We start from the raw sequence: 17,031 nt of genomic DNA on the forward strand, positions 1-17,031 counted from the left end.
ACGGAACGCCCAATCGTTAATGCATTTTGCTGTGGTCAGCCATGCCAAGTGCCCGGGCTTCGGCCTGCACTTCAATCGTCTCTTTCTCGCCCTTGGCATTTTCCACGGTCAGGGTCAGGGGGACTTTATCGCCTTCCTTAACCTGTGCCGTCAGGTCCATCAGCATCACGTGGTATCCGTGCGGATCAAAGCTCACCGGTTTTCCAGCCGGCAGCGCGACGGACTCGACCTGACGCATGCTCATCACATCGTCTTTCATGGTTGATTGATGGATTTGCACGGTTTTGGCGACCGGCGATTGCACGCTGAGCAGCTTGCTATCGCTGTCGGCTTGCACGGTCATGAAGGCGCCGGTCGATGGCTGGCCGGCCACTGTTGCGCGGACCCAGGCGTCGTCCACTTTGGTTTGAGCGGATACCTGCCAGGCCATGCCGATCAGGGCGCAGCCCAGGACCAGTTGTTTGGCACGTCGAGAGAAAGCGTTGTTTGCGCAGATCGAATTCATTAGCAGACTTCCATGACGGTGAGCAGGTCTTCTGCGCACTCTTTAGCAGTAAGGGACGCGGACAGCCCCAGGCGCAAGTTGCCCCGGGAGTCGAAGACGTAGCTGGTCGCAGTGTGGGAAAGGGTGTAGGTCGAACCGCTCGGGATCTTTTCGAAGAACACGCCAAACTCTTTGGCGGTGGCAGCGGTTTCTTCCAGCGTGCCGTGTAACGCTTCGAAACTCGGGTCGAACGACTTGACGTAGGCATCGAGCATTTGCGGTGTGTCGCGTTCGGGGTCGAGGGTGATGAAGATCACCTGCAGCTTCTCGCCGTCGCGGCCCATCAGTTTCTTGGCCTGGGCCGCACGAGCCAGCGTTGTCGGACAGACCGCCGGGCACTGGGTGAAACCGAAGAACACCATCGGCATCAGGCCGCGATAGCTGGTGAGCATCTTCGTCTCGCCCTGGGCGTCTTTCAGTTTGAAGGTACGTCCCATGATCTTGTCGCTGAGGTCCTTGCCGTACTTGAACGACAGCTTGGGGCTGTCATCGCAGCCGGCGAGCAGGCCAAGACCCAACAAGCCCATACCGCGCAGGACTGTGCGACGGGTAAACAACGTACTCATGGAAAAGCATTCCTGTGTTGCGACGTGAAATCTGCAGCGCCTGATGTATCAGACGAAAAAAACGCGTGGATATTAACAAACTGTGACCGTGCTTCGCTCATTGTTGGACGAGGGGTGGTTTTGGTACAGGTGCAGGAAGCGCAAAAAACTACGGATCAGACCACTGACCTCCCGGCCATAACGCGATCCCCTGTAGCAGCTGGCGAAGCCTGCGTTCGGCTGCGTAGCAGTCGTAAACCCAGAGTACATGGTGTGCCTGACGCACCGCATTGTCTGATTTTACGACTGCTTCGCAGCCGAACGCAGGCTTCGCCAGCTGCTACAGGGTATGCGTTGTGGTTGATGGTGGGTATTGGACACATTGCCGCGCGGACACATTCCAGATACATAAGTGCGCTTTCATGGTCCCGTCTTCCAATCACAATGAGAGCGTTGCCATGTTCCGCAAACTGCAGCAAGCCGCCCGACTTCTCAGCCAGGGCGCGCGTTTGATGATCGGCGTCCCCGATTACGACAATTACGTCGCCCAAATGGCGCTCAAACACCCGGAAGAACCGGTCATGAGCCATTCGGCGTTTCTTCGTGAGCGTCAGGAAGCCCGCTACGGCGGCAAGCAATGCACCACGCGTTGCTGCTGAAAACCGCTCTCAACGCGGCAATCCGCACAATATCTTCGCCATTGCGTTACGGCTGCTAAGCTTCGACGTTGCAGCGTCCGAGCCTTTGCGGGATCGGGCGTTTAGCGTGGCCATGGAGTTCGACAATATCCACTTCAACAGGGGTGGCGAGCGGTTGTCGGTAACCTGCACGGAGGCAGGCAATGGTGATCAAGCACGTAGGCAATACGAGTGCCGAGGGCGTTCCCGAGCCATTCGATCGTGAAGAAATAGAGCGGGTGCTGGCGCTGTTGCTGGCCAGTCCGGTGTTTGCCAAATCCAGGCGCATGGGCAGTTTGCTGCGTTTCCTGGTCGATCACGATCTTCAGTTTCCCACTATTGCGCTCACCGAGCACGCCATCGGCATTGCGGTGTTTCGCCGTGACCCGGCGGTTTACTGCACGGGCGACGATCCGGTGGTGCGCGTCCAGGTGGGCCGGTTGCGACGCAAACTCGCGGCACATTACGCCACCCTGGGTCAGCAAGACCCGGTTCGACTGAGCCTACCGGCCGGTTGTTATCGGCTGGCTTACCAGCGGCTCAGACCCAAAAGCCTCGCGACTCGCCATCCTGTCCTGCAGATTCAGCCGTTTACCTGTATCACCAGTGATGGCGATGACTTTACCCGGGGCTTGTGTGAAGAGTTGAGCTGCCGGCTGTTCGAGTCGTTCGAGCAGACGCAAAGCCATGGCAACCACGTGTTGATGAAGGTGCCGCGAAACAGCGTCAAGGCACTGGACGTCTTGCGGGCCGGGCGCGGTAACTATTCCCTTGAGGGCAGCGTGCGGGTGGAACCGAGCCGTGTCCGGGCATCGTTGCGCCTGATTGATGTCGCTCAGGGCCGGATCCGCTGGTCAGAGCAGTTCGATCGCAATCGCCCTTATGGCATTGCTACCCAGGAAGATCTGGCGGAATCCATTTGTCGGTCGTTGACGGGCTATTTCGCCCGGGGCGGTGGGGACGTTTCCTGAATAAAAGGGGCAACCGCAAGGTTGCCCCCGGTGTGACGGTTACACCGTTTTCCATTCCCCTTCTTCGTAGAGGCGGGTTGCGTTGTTATCGAAGGTCAGGTCGATTTCGACGGCTTTTGACCGTGAGGTGCTGAACATGGTGCTGGTTTGCACGTTCTGTTCGAACCACACAAGAATGGACTCCTTAGGCGTCAGGACGGTATCACCGGTGACCACCTGCGCCGCGGCAACGTAGATGGGGGTGCTGACCTGTGTGCCGTCAATGCCGGTGGACAACTGGTTGATGCCGGGGTGGATCGGACCGTAGTTGTTTATCAGCGTGATGGACGTATCAGGGCCACCGGTTACCGCCGAACCCAGCAGGCCTTCTTCGCTGAGTACAGACTGTTGTCCCAGACCAATGCTGACGATGTTCGTCGCGACCTGGACCGCTACGTTGGCCTGAAAACTGTTCGACCCGAACAACTGATACTGGGGCGTCCAACTGAAACCGTTGTTGCTCAAATACTTGTCATAGGATTGCCAGACGACGTTGTAGGCTTCGGTACCGACCTTTTTCGCAAAGCACAGCTTGTATTTGGACTGTTTGAGTAAGGTCAGATCACCCGCTGCGATCTCGATCGTGACTGACTTTTGAGTGGCCGCCAGGGTCGACGTCAGCACCTTGCTGTAGTCCGACGTTTTCAGAGCCGTGGGGGCAACACCCTGGAACGATTTGAGGGCCTCTTGCACATCATTGTGAAGTTGCAGAGCTTGTTTGCTTACAGCGCTCGACTTACTCATGGCTTTCCTCTTCCTTGGTTGTGTTGGGCAATCAATGGGCAGCGGGCAGCGAATCCGACAAGTGATCGGGCAGCACCCTCTAAACACATTGACGGCTTCACAATAGGCGCAGGATTCAGGGCGGCGAAGTGTCTTGGCGTTACAGCGGGGAGGGCGTTTAAATCGGCAAGGTAACAGCCTGCGTAACCGGGTTGTATCAAGGGATATTGCGAGGTGGAACAGCGAGGCGGCCGTGCGACCGCCCCACGTTGGCCTTATGCAGCCGGGCTACTCACTTTCGAGTCGGCCCAGACGAAGTTCCAGCTGGTTCGTTTGCCTTTGGCAATGTTGATCAGGTTATTCTCATAAGTAGTGTGATTGACCGTGCCGGTGTAAGTCAGTTTCCGGGCCGCATTGTTCCCGGTGACTTCCCCGGGTTTACCACCAGAGTCGGTCATGGCTTTTTTCATGTCGGCTTCCGACGGGGCACTGCTCTGGTTTTTTTCAACAGTTACGAAACTCATGATGTCACCTCTTCCGTGATGGGGGATCGGCGGACTGCAGGCCGGCACGTTTTTCGTCCCTGCCATACACCGAAGCCAATACTCTATTGGCCTGCGGCGCACCGCAGAAGTGACAACACGGTCGGTAAGGTAACAACGCGGATACAGCAAAAAGGGCGATGTAACGGCTACGTAACAGCCCGCGACATAACCATGGATCTGCCTCGAACTCTGTAGCAGCTGCCGAGCAGCGCGAGGCTGCGTTCGGCTGCGCAGCAGTCGTGAAATCAGGCACTGCGGTCTATCAGGTAAACCGCGTGTGCTGGATTTACGACTGCTGCGCAGCCGAACGCAGCCTCGCGCTGCTCGGCAGCTGCTACAGAGGTCGAGTTGCGACTCTACGGCGCAATAAACTCGCGAATTGCCTTAATGGTCTGCGTCGGAGCTTCTTCCATCAGCCAATGTCCCGCCCCCGGGATCACCACTTCCGTCACCGTGTCCGCCGCGTTGCGCATCACGATTGCTTCGTTACTTCCAAAGGATTTCTCACCGCCGATGGCCAGCACCGGCATGGTCAGGCGTGTCTTCATCGACGCTTCGTTGTCCACTGCGTCCTGACGAATGCTGCGGAACTGGGCGAAGGCTGCGTGCATGGCGCCGGGGCGGGCATAGAGCTTGGCGTAATGCTGACGGGTCGCTTCATCGACCTTGGTCGGGTCGCCCGCAAACTCGTTCCAGAAGCGGTCCAGGTAGATGCGCTCACGACCGGCGACCAGGCGTTCGGCATCCGGCCCGCCAAAGTCGAAGTGCCACAGCATCGGTGAGCGAACGATGTCGTTCCAGGGTGGAATGCCCGGCACGGGCGCGTCCATCACCACCAGGCGATCCGTCAGCTGCGGATAACGCGAGGCGTAGGCGACCATGGTGCCGATGTCGTGGCCGATGACCACCGCGTGTTCGATCTTCAACGCTGCCAGCACGCCACGAATGTCACCCGCCTGGGTTTTCTTGTCGTAGCCGCCGTCCGGGATCGACGACAAGCCCATGCCTCGCAGATCCGGCACCACGACGGTGTGGTCCTTGGCCAGATCGGCTGCCAGTGGCGCCCACATGTCGCCGGTGTCGCCGAAGCCATGCAGCATCACCACGGCGGGGCCTTTGCCGCCGACGCGCACATGAATTGTCGCGCCATCGACAGGGATGTCCTGAACATGAAAACCGGCAGGAAAGGGCATCACCCCCGCATGGGCCGGGATGCTCAGTGCCAGCATAAAAACGCTCAACAGGATACGGATCATTACGGTGCCCCCATCAGTGCCCGGGAAAGGAATCCCGAAGCAATGTGGATGAGCGTAGACCGTTTGATCCTTAGAAGGCCTGCCCTCTCGCTCGCACGAGAGGGCAGGTGCCGACCTCAGGTGTGATGAATCTCCCGGTCCTTGGTTTCCGGCATGAAGCATATGCCCAGAACGGCCGTCATCACGGCGATGACAATCGGGTACCAGAGGCCGTAGTAGATATCACCCGTGGCCGCCACCATGGCGAACGCCACCGTCGGCAGGAAGCCGCCGAACCAGCCGTTGCCGATGTGGTAGGGCAGCGACATCGAGGTGTAGCGGATGCGTGCCGGGAAGAGTTCCACCAGCCAGGCGGCGATCGGGCCGTAGACCATGGTCACGTAAATCACGAGGATGGTCAGGAGCAACAACACCATCGGGTAGTTGGTCTTGGCCGGGTCGGCTTTCTCGGGGTAGCCGGCTTCTTTGAGCGAGGAGACGAGGGAGGCGGTGAAGGCATCGTTCTTGGCTTTGAAGTCGGCGGCCGGCATGCCGGTGCCCTCGAAGCTCTGGATCACCTTGTCACCGATACGCACTTGCGCGACGGTGCCCGACTCGGCCTTCTCGTTCTTGTAGGGGATGGCCCGCTTCGCCAGAACGGTCTTGGCGAGGTCGCAGGAGCTGGTGAATTTGGCCTTGCCCACCGGGTCGAACTGGAACGAACACTGGTCGGGATCGGCGATCACCGTGACCGGGTTCTTCTCCTGCGCGACGAACACGTCGGGGTTTCCGTATTGGGTCAACGCATGGAAGATCGGGAAGTAGGTCAGCGCTGCGATTATGCAGCCGGCCATGATGATGCCCTTGCGGCCGATGCGGTCGGACAGGCTGCCGAAGATGACGAAGAACGGCGTGCCAATCAGCAAGGATCCGGCAATCAGCAAGTTGGCAGTCTGCGGGTCAATCTTCAAAGTTTGCAGCAGAAAGAACAGCGCATAGAACTGCCCGGTGTACCAGACGACGGCCTGGCCGGCGGTGCCGCCGAGCAGGGCCATGATCACGATTTTGAGGTTGTCCCAGCGGGCAAAGGATTCGGTCAGCGGCGCCTTGGAGGCCTTGCCCTCAGCCTTCATTTTCAGGAACACCGGCGACTCGCTGAGTTGCAGGCGGATGTACACCGAGACGATCAGCAGCAGGATCGACAGCAGGAACGGAATCCGCCAGCCCCAGGCCTCGAAGGCTTCGGTGCCGAGGATCGTGCGGCAAGCCAGGATCACCAGCAGCGACAGGAACAGGCCGAGGGTCGCAGTGGTCTGAATCCACGAGGTGAAATAGCCGCGCTTGCCTTTCGGCGCATGCTCGGCGACGTAGGTCGCCGCGCCGCCGTACTCGCCGCCCAGGGCCAGGCCTTGCAACAGGCGCAAGGTGATGAGGATGATCGGCGCCGCCACGCCGATGGTCGCGTAGCCGGGCAGAAAGCCCACGATGGCGGTGGAGATACCCATGATCACAATGGTGATGAGGAAAGTGTGCTTGCGCCCGATCATGTCGCCCAGGCGACCGAAGACGATGGCGCCGAAGGGACGCACCGCGAAGCCTGCGGCGAACGCGAGCAGCGCAAAGATGAAGGACGTTGTCTCATTGACGCCGGCAAAGAAGTGCTTGGCGATGATCGCGGCCAGGGAGCCATAAAGGTAAAAGTCGTACCACTCGAACACGGTGCCCAGGGACGAGGCAAAAATGACCTTGCGCTCCTCCTTGGTGATCCCGTGGTGGGGCGCGCTGCTCGTGGAGGTGTTGTCGATTGCGGCCATGAGTCTTCTCCGTCGTTCTTGTTATAGGCCGGAGTACCTCTCAACTTTCTTTTGCCGCACCCAGGCCCTTGGGCTGATGTCGTCGGATTACGGATTGCACGAAGCATGCACACAGGCTGACGGCCTCGCATCGCTGCAAGGTTTCATGAAGCATAATCGGCTTCGCGCAGATGTCCACTCGCCATCACGCTCAACCGTTGGATCGGTTATGCCGCCGGCCTCACTTCGCAACCATTCGTTTAATCAATAATCACCATCAAGGAATGCAAGTTCAGTTTTTTTGTCATGAGAGGAGGATAGCGTCATACCAAAGTCGCCTCTGAAGGAACCTGCGCGATGAGAATCTCTACCTTGCTGGCCCTTGTCGCCGTATTGACCGGCAGTGTTGCCGCCACCGTGCCGGCCTACGCTGCCGACCCGTCCTGCCATTTCCTTCCGGTAGCCGACAGTCCCGCCAGCTTGCAGCACACTCAATCGGTGGGTGTGCTCTACAGCGAAAACACCCTCAACACGATCGAATACCTTGAGCAGTACCATTCTGTCGCGCTGAACGGCGCAAAGAACCCGGCGCTGGATTCGCGCATCAGCAACGCCTTCGTCAACAGCTCCGATCCGAAACTGGCGATCAACTGGCTGATGGGCTCGCTGCAAAAACAATTCGCTTCGGTGACCGTCTACGACAACCTCGACGCGGTGGTGCAAGCGCATCCTGATGTGGTGGTGATGCTGGACACCTACAGCCGTCTGGTGTCCAAGCGCAACAATCAGGTTGAAGCGCGTTTCCTGGCCAAGTTCTACGATTCGAACTTGCAGTACATTGGCAAGGCTGAAGGTTCACGTGAACAGCAGATGCCTTCGGTCTGGGTGCGTGGCAAAGCCGCCCCGGAGATTGCCGCGCAGATTGACCAGCAAAATGTGGTGCAGGTGAATGCGTTGAAACAGTTTGATGCGTCGTTGAAGGCGTTGGTGACGTCTGGTAATGGAGCACAAGTCGCCAGCAACTGACACACATTCAAGGTGACGGATTTATTTAAGCGCCACGCTCATCAGGTGGCGCACGGCCTCGGCTTCCACAGCACCTTCTTCGCCGTTTTCACAAAACACCGCGCAACTCGCCGCGCTGCCGCCATCAACGCAGCGGTAAACCGCAATGATGCTGCCCGGCCCGGCTCCGGTGTGACCACTCAAGGTGAAGCCTCCCTCGACCTTGCCCTGCATCAAACCGAGGCTGTAACCCGGAGCAATCCAGGGACGTCCAGCCATCGGTCCGCCCAGCGTGCGTGCCGTTTGCATCTCCCGCAGCAGTGATTGCGGCAACAGGTGCCCGGCCAACAGACGATCCAGACACAGGGCCGTGTCAGCCAGTGGACCGACCAGCAATCCGTGATAGACCCAGCCCGGGTCGTAAGTCGAGGCCGCTCCCATGTTCACGCCCTCCAGATCGGCTCGCGTCGTTGCGAGGCGCACGCGCGATAAACCGAGAGGTGAAAACACGCGTTGCTTCAGTGCTTCCTCAAGCGCGAGGCCGGTCACGCGCTCAATGAGTCTGGCGACGAACAGGTAGCCGACGTTCGAATATCGCCAGCCGTCCCCAGGTGCGTAGCGCAACCGGGTCGCATCAAGCCGTTGCAGCATTTCAGCGGCTGACCAAGGTTTCTCATGGCGGGCAACGGCGGCGTGGTAGTCGGCGAGCTCACTGTAATCCGCCAATCCGGCTTCATGCCGCAGCAGTTGACGCAACGTGAACGGGCCTTCTGGTACCGCATCATCCAGAACGATCAATCCATCACGCACTAACGACAGCGCCGCGGCGGCGAGCACCGTCTTGGTGAAACTCCACCACGGCACCGTTACGTCGGGCTGCTCAGGCGTGAGGAGTGAACCGTTTGAGACAAGGGCGAAATGCATGGGGAGACTGATCTGGATGGAGGCGCCGGGGCAGTTTGCCAGAAAACAAAACCGCGATTGTGTTTGTACAACGCTTTAGCTAATCTCGCACAAACACGCATATTCAGGCATAAACATGCAAGATCAGCATTCGGCAACCGAACTTCCTTCCGTCCGCCGGCAGAAAATCCTCCTGATCCTCGAACGCGACGGCAAGGTCATGGCCTCGGAATTGAGCCAGCATTTCGCCGTTTCGGAAGACACCATTCGCCGCGATCTGTCGGAACTGCACAGCGCCGGCCTGGTGCAGCGAGTCCACGGTGGCGCGCTGCCGCGGCCCAAGGACACGGGCAAGGATTTCCTCACTCGGGTGGGTGAAACCGACGAGGTGAAAGTGCACCTCGCACAACTCGCCGTGCGGCACGTCCGGGACGGTCAGATCGTGATGTTCGATTCGGGAAGCACAACGTTGCAGATCGCCCGTTCCTTGCCTTCAAATATTTCCATCACTGCCATCACCACATCGCCGTTGACCGCGATTACCCTCGCGGAATACCCAGGCATCAAGGTGATTCTGGCAGGTGGGCAACTTAACCTGGCGACGATGTCGGTCAGCGGTCACGAGACCGTGCGCTTGTTGCAAGGCATCAAGGCTGACGTGCTGTTTACCGGGGTTTGTGCGATTCATCCGGAGGTCGGCATCAGCTCGCTGCATTTTGATGAGGTGCCAGTGAAGCAGGCGCTGTTTGATAGTGCCTCGCAAGTGATCGCCGTCACCACGGCGGACAAACTCGGTGCGGTGGAACCGTACATCGTCGTGCCGTGCTCACGTTTGCACACTCTGATTACCGAACGTCACGTGGCGTCGGGCGACATCGACGACTATCGCAAGCTGGGAATCGAAGTGGTGCAAGCGGACGCCTGAGCGATCAGCCATGTCCCAGCGCAATCGCAAACGACACCACGATCAAGCACGCAAACGCAAAATTGATGTTCATGAAGCTGTCGCCCGAATTATCAGAGGTGGCTCCATCCTGAACTCGCCACTGAGAAATAAAAAATTCGGTTTCATGATTTAAAAGATCGAAGCAATTGATAGCTGCGTAGCCCCCTGTAAACAACCCCAAAAGATCGCAGCAGCTCCTACAAGCAACCGGTGTAGCAGCTGTCGAGTGAAACGAGGCTGCGATCCTTTGAACCTAAACCAGGTATTTGTTAAACCACGCCACTGTCCTGTCCCACGCCAGCTTCGCCGCGGCCTCATCGTAGCGAGGCGTGGAGTCGTTATGAAAGCCGTGATTGCAGCCTGCATAAATGAACGCCTCGTAGGTTTTGCCCGACGCTTTCAACGCCTTCTCATAGGCCGGCCATCCTTCATTGATGCCCTTGTCCAGTTCGCCGTAATGCAGCAGCAGCGGCGCCTTGATTTTCGGCACGTCTTCAGCCTTTGGCTGACGACCATAAAAGGGCACGGCCGCTGCCAGTTCAGGGTAGGCCACCGCCGCCGCATTGGAGACGCCGCCGCCATAGCAGAACCCGGTGATGCCGACTTTCCCCGTGGTCTTGTCATTTTTCATCAACCACTCAATGGCGGCGAAGAAGTCATTCATCAGCTTTTCGGGATCGACGGCCGCCTGTAGTTCCTTGCCTTTTTCGTCGTTGCCGGGATAGCCACCCACCGAACTCAGGCCATCGGGGGCGAGGGCAATAAACCCTGCTTTGGCGACGCGGCGGGCGACGTCCTCGATGTAAGGATTGAGCCCACGGTTTTCATGCACGACCAGCACCGCCGGCACTTTGCCGGTGGCTTTGGTCGGGCGCACCAGATAGCCGCGAACATTGCCGTGACCCTTGGGCGATGGATAGGAAATGTACTCGGCGAGGATGTCCGGGTCGGTAAATTCAACCTGCTCGGCGAGCGCGTAGTTCGGGCTCAGGGCGGCGAGGAGGGCACTGGCCGTCAAACCGCCCAGGGTAAACAGCGCGGCTCGATCAAGAAACTCGCGCCGGTTGATTTTGCCGTGGGCGTAGTAGTCATAGAGTTCAAGCAGTTCCGGGGCGAAGTCTTTGGCGGTGAGACGTTCCATGGGGGCGCTTCCCGTTGGTTCAGGATCTGAATCAGTAAAGCAGTGTTTGGCACACTGACTCAGTTTTCGAAGCAGGTCGCCAGGAAACTCATCACCGCCTGCACCGACGGGGTGTGCCGGATGTCGCTGTGGACCACCAGCCACACTTCACGCGCAAGCCCCGCACCCACGGTCTCCATCGCTTGCAAACCGTAGTGCTCGCCAAGGAAGTACGGCAATGCCGCAACGCCTGCGCCTGCCTGGGCAATGGTCGCCTGGATATTCAAATCATTGCTGCGCAGCAGGATCGGTCGATCACCCGCTTGTTGCTTGAGCCAGACCTGTTGCGGGGTTTGCTCCATGGTCTCGTCGTAGGCGATAAAGGCCAGATCCTCCGGGGCCGTTCTGGATAAATAATCCGTCGAGCCATACATGTTGAACTGCACCGTTGCGACCTTGCGCGCCACCAGGTCCGGTTCCTTTGGACGGCTCAGGCGCACGGCAATATCGGCTTCGCGTCGCGACAACGAAGCGCTGTCCAGACTGCCAATCAACTGCAAGGACAGCTGCGGATGCCGGGTGCGCAACGCGTTTATTCGCGGCGCGATCAACGCGCAGGCGAGGGCGGGCGGGGCGCTGACGGTGACTTCGCCGGTAAAGTTTTGCTGCCCGGCGAGCGCCGTGCGTTGCACCGCGAAAGACTCGCTTTCCATACGCCGCCCCAACTGCGCAATGCGTTCGCCATCCTCGGTGATGACGTATGAACGAGGGCGCCGGTCCACCAACTTGAGATTCAACGAACTCTCCAGCGCGCTGATGCGTCGCGCCACCGTGGCGTGGTCGACCTTGAGCTTGCGCGCCGCTGCGGACAACGACTGCTCGTGGGCGAAGACGATGAAGTAGCGAAGATCCTCCCAGTCGAACATGGGCGTTTTCTCACATGAAGGGTGAATAAATGGGGAATTTTGCCCCGACGACAAGCCTGCAAGAATCTTTCAACACCTGACAAGCAGGTCTGAAGCATTCCGCAGTTTGCCGAGTGTTCATCGCACGACTTGACGAGGAAACAGCCATGTCAAAATCAACGCCTCTCGCCTATGCGGGCATCGTCGGTGCCACGTTTTTCTGGGGCACCAACTTCAACGCCGGTGCCTACATCATCAAGAGCATGGCACCAATCAGCGCCTCTATTGAGCGCTTTGCCATTTCCACCCTGTTGCTCGTGCTGATCTTCGGCCTGACGGGCAAGTTGCGCCTCAGCACGCTGAAAAACAATCTGCCGGCCTTTATCGGTCTCGGTCTGCTGGGCTTCACCGCGTTCAACCTCGCGACCTTCTTCGGCCTGCAAACCACCACGCCGATCAACGGCGCGCTGATCCTGGCGACCACGCCGCTGTGGACCATGATCTTCGCGGTGCTGCTGGAAGGCGAACGCATTGATCGCGGGCGTGCCATCGGGCTGGTGCTGGGTTTGCTGGGGGTTGGCCTGGTGATTACGCGCGGGGATATCCAGGTGCTGCTCGGGCTGAAAGTGGCGACCGGCGACGCGATCATTCTGGCCGGCAGCGTCGCCTGGGCAGCCAACATGGTCGGCACCCGGCGCTTCGTCAAAGACTCGACACCGCTGGAAACCACCACGTTTTCGATGCTGTTCGGGGTCATTGGCCTGATCGTGCTGGGCTTCATTTATGAGAACCCGATTGCCAGTATCAGCACCGCTTCGCTGTCGGTTCATGGCGCCGTTGTCTACCTGGCCGTTTTCGGTTCGTTGATTGCTTACTTGCTGTGGTTCAAGGGCATTCACACCATCGGTGCGGCGCGCACCTCGATCTTCTTCAACCTGGCGCCTGTGTTCACCATGCTGGTGTCCTCGATACTCGGTGTGCTGCCCAATGTGTGGCAGTTGCTGGGGGCGGGTGGCGTGATTCTTGGGGTGGTGTTTGCTTCGGGGTTGGTGTTCGGAGCGGCGCAACCCTCGGTGGCCAAGGTTCGTGCTGGCCTGGCAGATAAAGCCGCCTGATTCCTCCGCCAATTTCCCCTATAGCACAATCCCTGTAGCAGCTGGCGAAGCCTGCGTTCGGCTGCGAAGCAGTCGTGAAGTCAGCCGACGCGGTGATTCAGGAAATCTGTGCATTCAGGAATCGGGCGCTGGATAAAATTGATCTACCAAAGTAGGGCTGGTCAGTCGATTGAATACCACCGCCGTTGCCAGCGCCTGATCTTCTTCAATCCATCGTAAAAAAAGACCCGCTGATGCAATGCAACAGCGGGTCAATTGGCTTGCCGTTCAATGCGGCTTTTGTTGTACAGCCCCACATTCAGTTCTGCTCTTCACAGGCCTGGGCCATTTTGAAGTAGGTAAAGGCCTCGACATTCCCGGAGGTGTCCAGATATGTGAGTTTGGCGTTGACCACTTCACAATCGGCGGAAGGTGGTTCCTCAAGGGAAATGACCTTGGCCACGTTGATCGGCATGCCGTAGTGATAAGGCTTGGCGGGTGCATTTTGCGTGTCTGCAAACGCGTTACTGGTGAGTGCTACAAAAGCAACAGCAGCACTGGCGAACAAAGTACGGGTATTCATGGTGTGTCTCCGGTTACTTCAAACAGGTCGGCGAATACGGCAACGCCGATCCATGCAAAAGGCTCCTGACATCCATCACGACTTCAGGTGGTCGCGCGCCGTGTGGGGGTGTCAGGATCTGCAGAAGCAATATGAAAAAAGTTGTCGGTTTCATGCTGCACTTCAATTCGGTTGCTCAGAGCCCGATCAAATCGCGATGAACTTCCAGCGAATTACGCTCCACCCAGTTGTGCGCCAGCAGGCCATCCGGGCGAACTTCCCAGACCGCCGTGCCGAGCATTTCGAACGGGCTGTTGCACGTGCGGCCACCAATAAAACCCTGGTTCTTCCCGGCCAGTTTCCAGCGAGAGGCGACGCGAGTGCCTTCGGCATTCTGAAACGTCTCGATACTGCCAAATTCAAAGTCTTCGATTTTTGACAGAAAGACGCCGATCCATTGAATGAAGGCTTCGCGGCCGACGATATCCATACCGCCAGAAGTGATGACAAAGTCTTCAGCCACAAAGCGCGCCGCGGCTTGCGGATCTTTCGCCTGCCACACTCCCCGCCAGAAGCTTTCAACAATCTCTACTGCTTTATTGACTGCCATTTTGGAACTCCTCGTATTCAGGTTGAGTACGATGTTCGGCATTTGCTATCTAGAACTCAAACGCATAAATTTAATGGCATCCAGTTGAAAGGCGAATTCATCATGCAAGCCAGCGACGTTGAGATCGACCTGCTACGAGCGTTTATCGCGGTGGCGGAGACCGGCAGTTTCACCGCTGCTGCCGAGGTGATTGCGCGGTCGCAATCGGCGGTGAGCCAGAAGATCATTCGTTTGGAAGAGGTGCTCGGATTCCGTGTCTTCGAACGCACCAGCCGCGCACTGACCCTGACCCCGGACGGCGAGCGACTGCTGGTGGGCGCGCGCCGGATGATGGTGCATTTCGACACCTTCATGCGGGAAATCAAGGCGCCGGCCACCGTCACCCTGTTGCGCCTGGGGATCTCGGAAAACCTCGTGCCGACCCAACTGCCCAAGCTGCTGTCGCGCTTCACCAAGCTGTATCCGGACATTCAGCTGGAACTGACCACGGGCCTGAGCGACGACCTGCTCACCGACTACGAAACCGGCTTACTCGACGTGGTCATTTCCAAGCGAAAATTCAGTTCCGGCACAATGCGAGGTCGAGTCATCTGGCGCGAGCCGTTGGTGTGGATTGCCGCGAAGGATTACGAGATCGAATCGTCGAAACCGGTGCGCCTGGTGATGATGCGGCCACCCTGCGCGTACCGGGCCATCATGATCGAGGCGTTGGCCACCGTCGGGCGGGAATGGGCATCAGCATGCCTGGCCAGCAATTTGATGGGCGTTCAAGCGGCTGTTGCGGGCGGGTTGGGGATTACGGCGTTGGGGACTTCGTTTTTGCAGGAAGGGATGCGGATTGTAGAACCGTCGGAGAAGTTACCGACGTTACCCAGCACCGAAGTGGCGGTGGTTGGCGATGATGTTCGTACTCAGCATCTGGTGCAGCCGTTGGTGTCGTTGCTGACTGAGGGATTGATGTCGGGGGGCAGTCTGACCTGATCCGCGCGTTGCAAGCCATAACCCGGGCGGCTTGCCCGGGTTATGACCGATTGATGTCTAGTGGCCGCCCACCACCATACTGCTGAACGGCGCCACATACGCCTGCAACGTCACCAACCCACCCACCAGAATCGCCAGGATGATGGAGTGGAAGAACACATAACGAAGAATCTCCCCTTCATGCCCGTACCAACGGGTAGCCGTGGACGCGACGACGATCGACTGGGCGTCAACCATTTTGCCCATGACCCCACCGGAACTGTTGGCCGCGGCCATCAACACCGGGCTGATCCCCAATTGCTCGGCGGTCACCCGTTGCAAGCCGCCGAACAGCACGTTGGAGGCCGTGTCGGAGCCGGTCAAAGCTACGCCGAGCCAGCCGAGGAGGGTGCCGAACATGGGGTAGAAGATGCCTGTTGCGGCGAAGGCCAGGCCCATGGTGGCGTCGAGGCCCGAGTAGCGAGTGAGGAAGCCGAGCGCAAGCATGGCCACGATGGTGATGAGTGAGTAACGCACCACCCACAGCGTTCGCAGGTATTGGTGGATCAGTTGCGGGATGGAATAACCCATCAGCAGTCCGCCAAGAATCGCCGCCAGCAAGATGCCGCTGCCGGTGCTGGTGAACCAGGTGAATTTGTACACCGCTTCTTCGGTTTTAGCCGCAGGCACCACGGGTGGCACCTTCTCGATCTGCTGGTGAATGGTGGTGAAGGTCACGATTGGGGCGAAAATGGGGTTCGCTTCGCGCATCGGTTTGCCTTGGGGGTCGAGCTTGGCCGAGTTGGTTGCCGGATCGATCGCCGGACGGGTATCGAACATGTTTTTGAAACCCTGGGTGCCCCAGGCGAACACGAAGACCGTAAGGATGATCCACGGCATCCACGCGCGCATTACGGCCGGTTTGGCATCGCTGGCAAAGGTCGCACTGGCTTCGGTTTTATGTTGATGCTCCTCTTCGATTTTCGAGTTGTCGACGCGTCCGGACAGGGCGGCGGAGGTGTGGATCGTGGCCGGTTTCCAGACCTTGAGGAACCCGGTCAGGCACGCCATGGAGATCAGCGCGGCGATCACGTCCACCAGCATCGGCCCGTGGTAGTTGGAGACCAGGAATTGCGGCACGGCGAAACTGACCCCGGCAACGAGAATGGCCGGCCAGATTTCCAGCATCTTGCGCCAGCCGGCAAAGGCCCAGATCAACCAGAACGGAACGATCACCGAGAAGAACGGCAATTGCCGGCCAACCATCATCGACAGTTCCATTTCATCCAGGCCGGTGACCTTGGCCAGCGTAATGATGGGCGTGCCCAGCGCACCGAATGCCACGGGCGCGGTGTTGGCAATCAATGCCAGGCCGGAGGCGGCCAGCGGCGAGAAGCCCAACCCGATCAGAATCGCCCCGGTCACCGCCACCGGCGTGCCGAACCCGGCAGCCCCTTCGAAGAAAGCGCCGAAGCAGAAGGCAATCAGCAGCAGTTGCAGGCGTCGATCGTCGGTGATGCGCGCAAGGGAATCCTGCAGCACTTTGAACGAGCCGTTTTCGGTGGTCAGCCGGTGCAGGAAGATGATGTTGAGCACGATCCAGCCAATCGGCAGCAGGCCGTTGGCAGCGCCGTAGAGTGCTGCCGAACCGGCCATGTTCGCGGGCATGCCGAAGGCAAAGATTGCGATCAATAGCGCTGAGCCAAGGGCCAGCAAGGCCGCCAGATGCGCCTTGATATGAAAGAACGCCAGGGATGCCAGCATCACCACCACGGGCACCGCCGCCATGATGGTTGAAAGCACCGGGTTACCGAAGGGGTCGTAGATTTGCTGCCAGACCATGTTCCACCTCTG

General features: G+C 58.7%; 18 protein-coding genes. 6 read left to right on the top strand and 12 right to left on the bottom strand.

Translation table 11 applies throughout. From position 1 onward, the window contains the following. Positions 1 to 16: 16 nt before the first annotated feature. Together ACYZT8_RS11810 and ACYZT8_RS11815 are read right to left on the bottom strand one after the other, a co-directional pair. Positions 17 to 505 carry a copper chaperone PCu(A)C gene (locus tag ACYZT8_RS11810; protein ID WP_461981274.1) on the bottom strand — a complete coding sequence of 163 codons (489 nt, stop codon included), beginning with the start codon at positions 503 to 505 and terminating at the stop codon, positions 17 to 19. Then, entirely contained in the window at positions 505 to 1,110 is a 606-nt protein-coding gene (locus ACYZT8_RS11815; RefSeq protein ID WP_109629716.1) for an SCO family protein, read from the bottom strand. Before ACYZT8_RS11815 ends, ACYZT8_RS11810 begins: the two co-directional genes overlap by 1 nt. A 437-nt stretch (positions 1,111 to 1,547) precedes the next feature. Between ACYZT8_RS11815 and ACYZT8_RS11820 the strand changes: the two genes are divergently transcribed. Both ACYZT8_RS11820 and ACYZT8_RS11825 read left to right on the top strand, forming a co-directional pair. After that, on the top strand, positions 1,548 to 1,748 hold the full coding sequence (locus ACYZT8_RS11820; RefSeq protein WP_461981276.1) for a YbdD/YjiX family protein: 201 nt from the start codon (positions 1,548 to 1,550) through the stop codon (positions 1,746 to 1,748). Between the two features lie 182 nt (positions 1,749 to 1,930). Beyond that, on the top strand, positions 1,931 to 2,737 hold the full coding sequence (locus tag ACYZT8_RS11825; RefSeq protein WP_461981278.1) for a hypothetical protein: 807 nt from the start codon (positions 1,931 to 1,933) through the stop codon (positions 2,735 to 2,737). Between the two features lie 39 nt (positions 2,738 to 2,776). On the opposite strand, the gene ACYZT8_RS11830 is transcribed toward ACYZT8_RS11825, so the two are convergent. From ACYZT8_RS11830 to ACYZT8_RS11845, 4 genes are all read right to left on the bottom strand, one after another. Further along, complete coding sequence (locus tag ACYZT8_RS11830; RefSeq protein ID WP_461981280.1) at positions 2,777 to 3,520, bottom strand: hypothetical protein; 744 nt, start codon at positions 3,518 to 3,520, stop codon at positions 2,777 to 2,779. 254 nt (positions 3,521 to 3,774) lie between these two features. Then, positions 3,775 to 4,023, bottom strand: a complete 249-nt coding sequence (locus ACYZT8_RS11835) for a hypothetical protein (protein ID WP_461981282.1) — start codon at positions 4,021 to 4,023, stop codon at positions 3,775 to 3,777. A 377-nt stretch (positions 4,024 to 4,400) separates the two neighbouring features. Then, the gene (locus tag ACYZT8_RS11840; RefSeq protein ID WP_461981284.1) at positions 4,401 to 5,300 is read right to left on the bottom strand and encodes an alpha/beta fold hydrolase; all 900 of its coding nucleotides are present in this window, start codon (positions 5,298 to 5,300) and stop codon (positions 4,401 to 4,403) included. 116 nt (positions 5,301 to 5,416) lie between these two features. Then, positions 5,417 to 7,093, bottom strand: coding sequence for an MFS transporter (locus ACYZT8_RS11845; protein WP_461981286.1), 1,677 nt, complete (start codon positions 7,091 to 7,093; stop codon positions 5,417 to 5,419). A 336-nt stretch (positions 7,094 to 7,429) separates the two neighbouring features. On the opposite strand from ACYZT8_RS11845, the gene ACYZT8_RS11850 reads away from it, so the two are divergent. After that, positions 7,430 to 8,098 (top strand): ATPase, encoded by a 669-nt coding sequence (locus tag ACYZT8_RS11850; protein WP_461981288.1) that lies wholly within the window; start codon positions 7,430 to 7,432, stop codon positions 8,096 to 8,098. 21 nt (positions 8,099 to 8,119) lie between these two features. Here the strand turns inward: ACYZT8_RS11850 and ACYZT8_RS11855 are convergent, their stop codons facing one another. Continuing rightward, positions 8,120 to 9,001, bottom strand: coding sequence for a serine hydrolase domain-containing protein (locus ACYZT8_RS11855; RefSeq protein WP_461981290.1), 882 nt, complete (start codon positions 8,999 to 9,001; stop codon positions 8,120 to 8,122). Positions 9,002 to 9,116: 115 nt separating this feature from the next. Here ACYZT8_RS11855 and ACYZT8_RS11860 point away from each other — a divergent pair, with 115 nt between their 5' ends. After that, on the top strand, positions 9,117 to 9,905 hold the full coding sequence (locus ACYZT8_RS11860; RefSeq protein WP_461981292.1) for a DeoR/GlpR family DNA-binding transcription regulator: 789 nt from the start codon (positions 9,117 to 9,119) through the stop codon (positions 9,903 to 9,905). A 274-nt stretch (positions 9,906 to 10,179) separates the two neighbouring features. On the opposite strand, the gene yghX is transcribed toward ACYZT8_RS11860, so the two are convergent. Beyond that, positions 10,180 to 11,067, bottom strand: coding sequence for a YghX family hydrolase (gene yghX / locus ACYZT8_RS11865; RefSeq protein ID WP_461981294.1), 888 nt, complete (start codon positions 11,065 to 11,067; stop codon positions 10,180 to 10,182). A gap of 59 nt (positions 11,068 to 11,126) precedes the next feature. Beyond that, positions 11,127 to 11,972, bottom strand: a complete 846-nt coding sequence (locus ACYZT8_RS11870) for a LysR family transcriptional regulator (RefSeq protein ID WP_461981296.1) — start codon at positions 11,970 to 11,972, stop codon at positions 11,127 to 11,129. Positions 11,973 to 12,118: 146 nt separating this feature from the next. Here ACYZT8_RS11870 and ACYZT8_RS11875 point away from each other — a divergent pair, with 146 nt between their 5' ends. Further along, entirely contained in the window at positions 12,119 to 13,066 is a 948-nt protein-coding gene (locus ACYZT8_RS11875) for a DMT family transporter (RefSeq protein ID WP_461981298.1), read from the top strand. 298 nt (positions 13,067 to 13,364) lie between these two features. On the opposite strand, the gene ACYZT8_RS11880 is transcribed toward ACYZT8_RS11875, so the two are convergent. Then, positions 13,365 to 13,628 carry a DUF2790 domain-containing protein gene (locus ACYZT8_RS11880; RefSeq protein WP_461981300.1) on the bottom strand — a complete coding sequence of 88 codons (264 nt, stop codon included), beginning with the start codon at positions 13,626 to 13,628 and terminating at the stop codon, positions 13,365 to 13,367. Positions 13,629 to 13,803: 175 nt separating this feature from the next. Continuing rightward, on the bottom strand, positions 13,804 to 14,259 hold the full coding sequence (locus ACYZT8_RS11885) for an ester cyclase (protein ID WP_461981302.1): 456 nt from the start codon (positions 14,257 to 14,259) through the stop codon (positions 13,804 to 13,806). A 60-nt stretch (positions 14,260 to 14,319) separates the two neighbouring features. On the opposite strand from ACYZT8_RS11885, the gene ACYZT8_RS11890 reads away from it, so the two are divergent. Further along, positions 14,320 to 15,198, top strand: a complete 879-nt coding sequence (locus ACYZT8_RS11890; protein WP_461981304.1) for a LysR substrate-binding domain-containing protein — start codon at positions 14,320 to 14,322, stop codon at positions 15,196 to 15,198. Between the two features lie 57 nt (positions 15,199 to 15,255). Here ACYZT8_RS11890 and ACYZT8_RS11895 read toward each other — a convergent pair whose 3' ends face one another. Further along, positions 15,256 to 17,019, bottom strand: a complete 1,764-nt coding sequence (locus ACYZT8_RS11895) for an L-lactate permease (RefSeq protein ID WP_461981306.1) — start codon at positions 17,017 to 17,019, stop codon at positions 15,256 to 15,258. Between the last annotated feature and the right edge of the window lie 12 nt (positions 17,020 to 17,031).

Source organism: Pseudomonas sp. LB3P93 (assembly GCF_054898025.1).

Coding starts and splice junctions, on each gene's coding strand:
- ACYZT8_RS11825 (WP_461981278.1), top strand. CDS start 1,931: ATGGTGATCAAGCACGTAGGCAATACGAGTGCCGAGGGCGTTCCCGAG.
- ACYZT8_RS11815 (WP_109629716.1), bottom strand. CDS start 1,110: ATGAGTACGTTGTTTACCCGTCGCACAGTCCTGCGCGGTATGGGCTTG.
- ACYZT8_RS11845 (WP_461981286.1), bottom strand. CDS start 7,093: ATGGCCGCAATCGACAACACCTCCACGAGCAGCGCGCCCCACCACGGG.
- ACYZT8_RS11830 (WP_461981280.1), bottom strand. CDS start 3,520: ATGAGTAAGTCGAGCGCTGTAAGCAAACAAGCTCTGCAACTTCACAAT.
- ACYZT8_RS11850 (WP_461981288.1), top strand. CDS start 7,430: ATGAGAATCTCTACCTTGCTGGCCCTTGTCGCCGTATTGACCGGCAGT.
- ACYZT8_RS11895 (WP_461981306.1), bottom strand. CDS start 17,019: ATGGTCTGGCAGCAAATCTACGACCCCTTCGGTAACCCGGTGCTTTCA.
- ACYZT8_RS11835 (WP_461981282.1), bottom strand. CDS start 4,023: ATGAGTTTCGTAACTGTTGAAAAAAACCAGAGCAGTGCCCCGTCGGAA.
- ACYZT8_RS11875 (WP_461981298.1), top strand. CDS start 12,119: ATGTCAAAATCAACGCCTCTCGCCTATGCGGGCATCGTCGGTGCCACG.
- ACYZT8_RS11870 (WP_461981296.1), bottom strand. CDS start 11,972: ATGTTCGACTGGGAGGATCTTCGCTACTTCATCGTCTTCGCCCACGAG.
- ACYZT8_RS11810 (WP_461981274.1), bottom strand. CDS start 505: ATGAATTCGATCTGCGCAAACAACGCTTTCTCTCGACGTGCCAAACAA.
- ACYZT8_RS11890 (WP_461981304.1), top strand. CDS start 14,320: ATGCAAGCCAGCGACGTTGAGATCGACCTGCTACGAGCGTTTATCGCG.
- ACYZT8_RS11855 (WP_461981290.1), bottom strand. CDS start 9,001: ATGCATTTCGCCCTTGTCTCAAACGGTTCACTCCTCACGCCTGAGCAG.
- yghX (WP_461981294.1), bottom strand. CDS start 11,067: ATGGAACGTCTCACCGCCAAAGACTTCGCCCCGGAACTGCTTGAACTC.
- ACYZT8_RS11880 (WP_461981300.1), bottom strand. CDS start 13,628: ATGAATACCCGTACTTTGTTCGCCAGTGCTGCTGTTGCTTTTGTAGCA.
- ACYZT8_RS11820 (WP_461981276.1), top strand. CDS start 1,548: ATGTTCCGCAAACTGCAGCAAGCCGCCCGACTTCTCAGCCAGGGCGCG.
- ACYZT8_RS11840 (WP_461981284.1), bottom strand. CDS start 5,300: ATGATCCGTATCCTGTTGAGCGTTTTTATGCTGGCACTGAGCATCCCG.
- ACYZT8_RS11885 (WP_461981302.1), bottom strand. CDS start 14,259: ATGCCGAACATCGTACTCAACCTGAATACGAGGAGTTCCAAAATGGCA.
- ACYZT8_RS11860 (WP_461981292.1), top strand. CDS start 9,117: ATGCAAGATCAGCATTCGGCAACCGAACTTCCTTCCGTCCGCCGGCAG.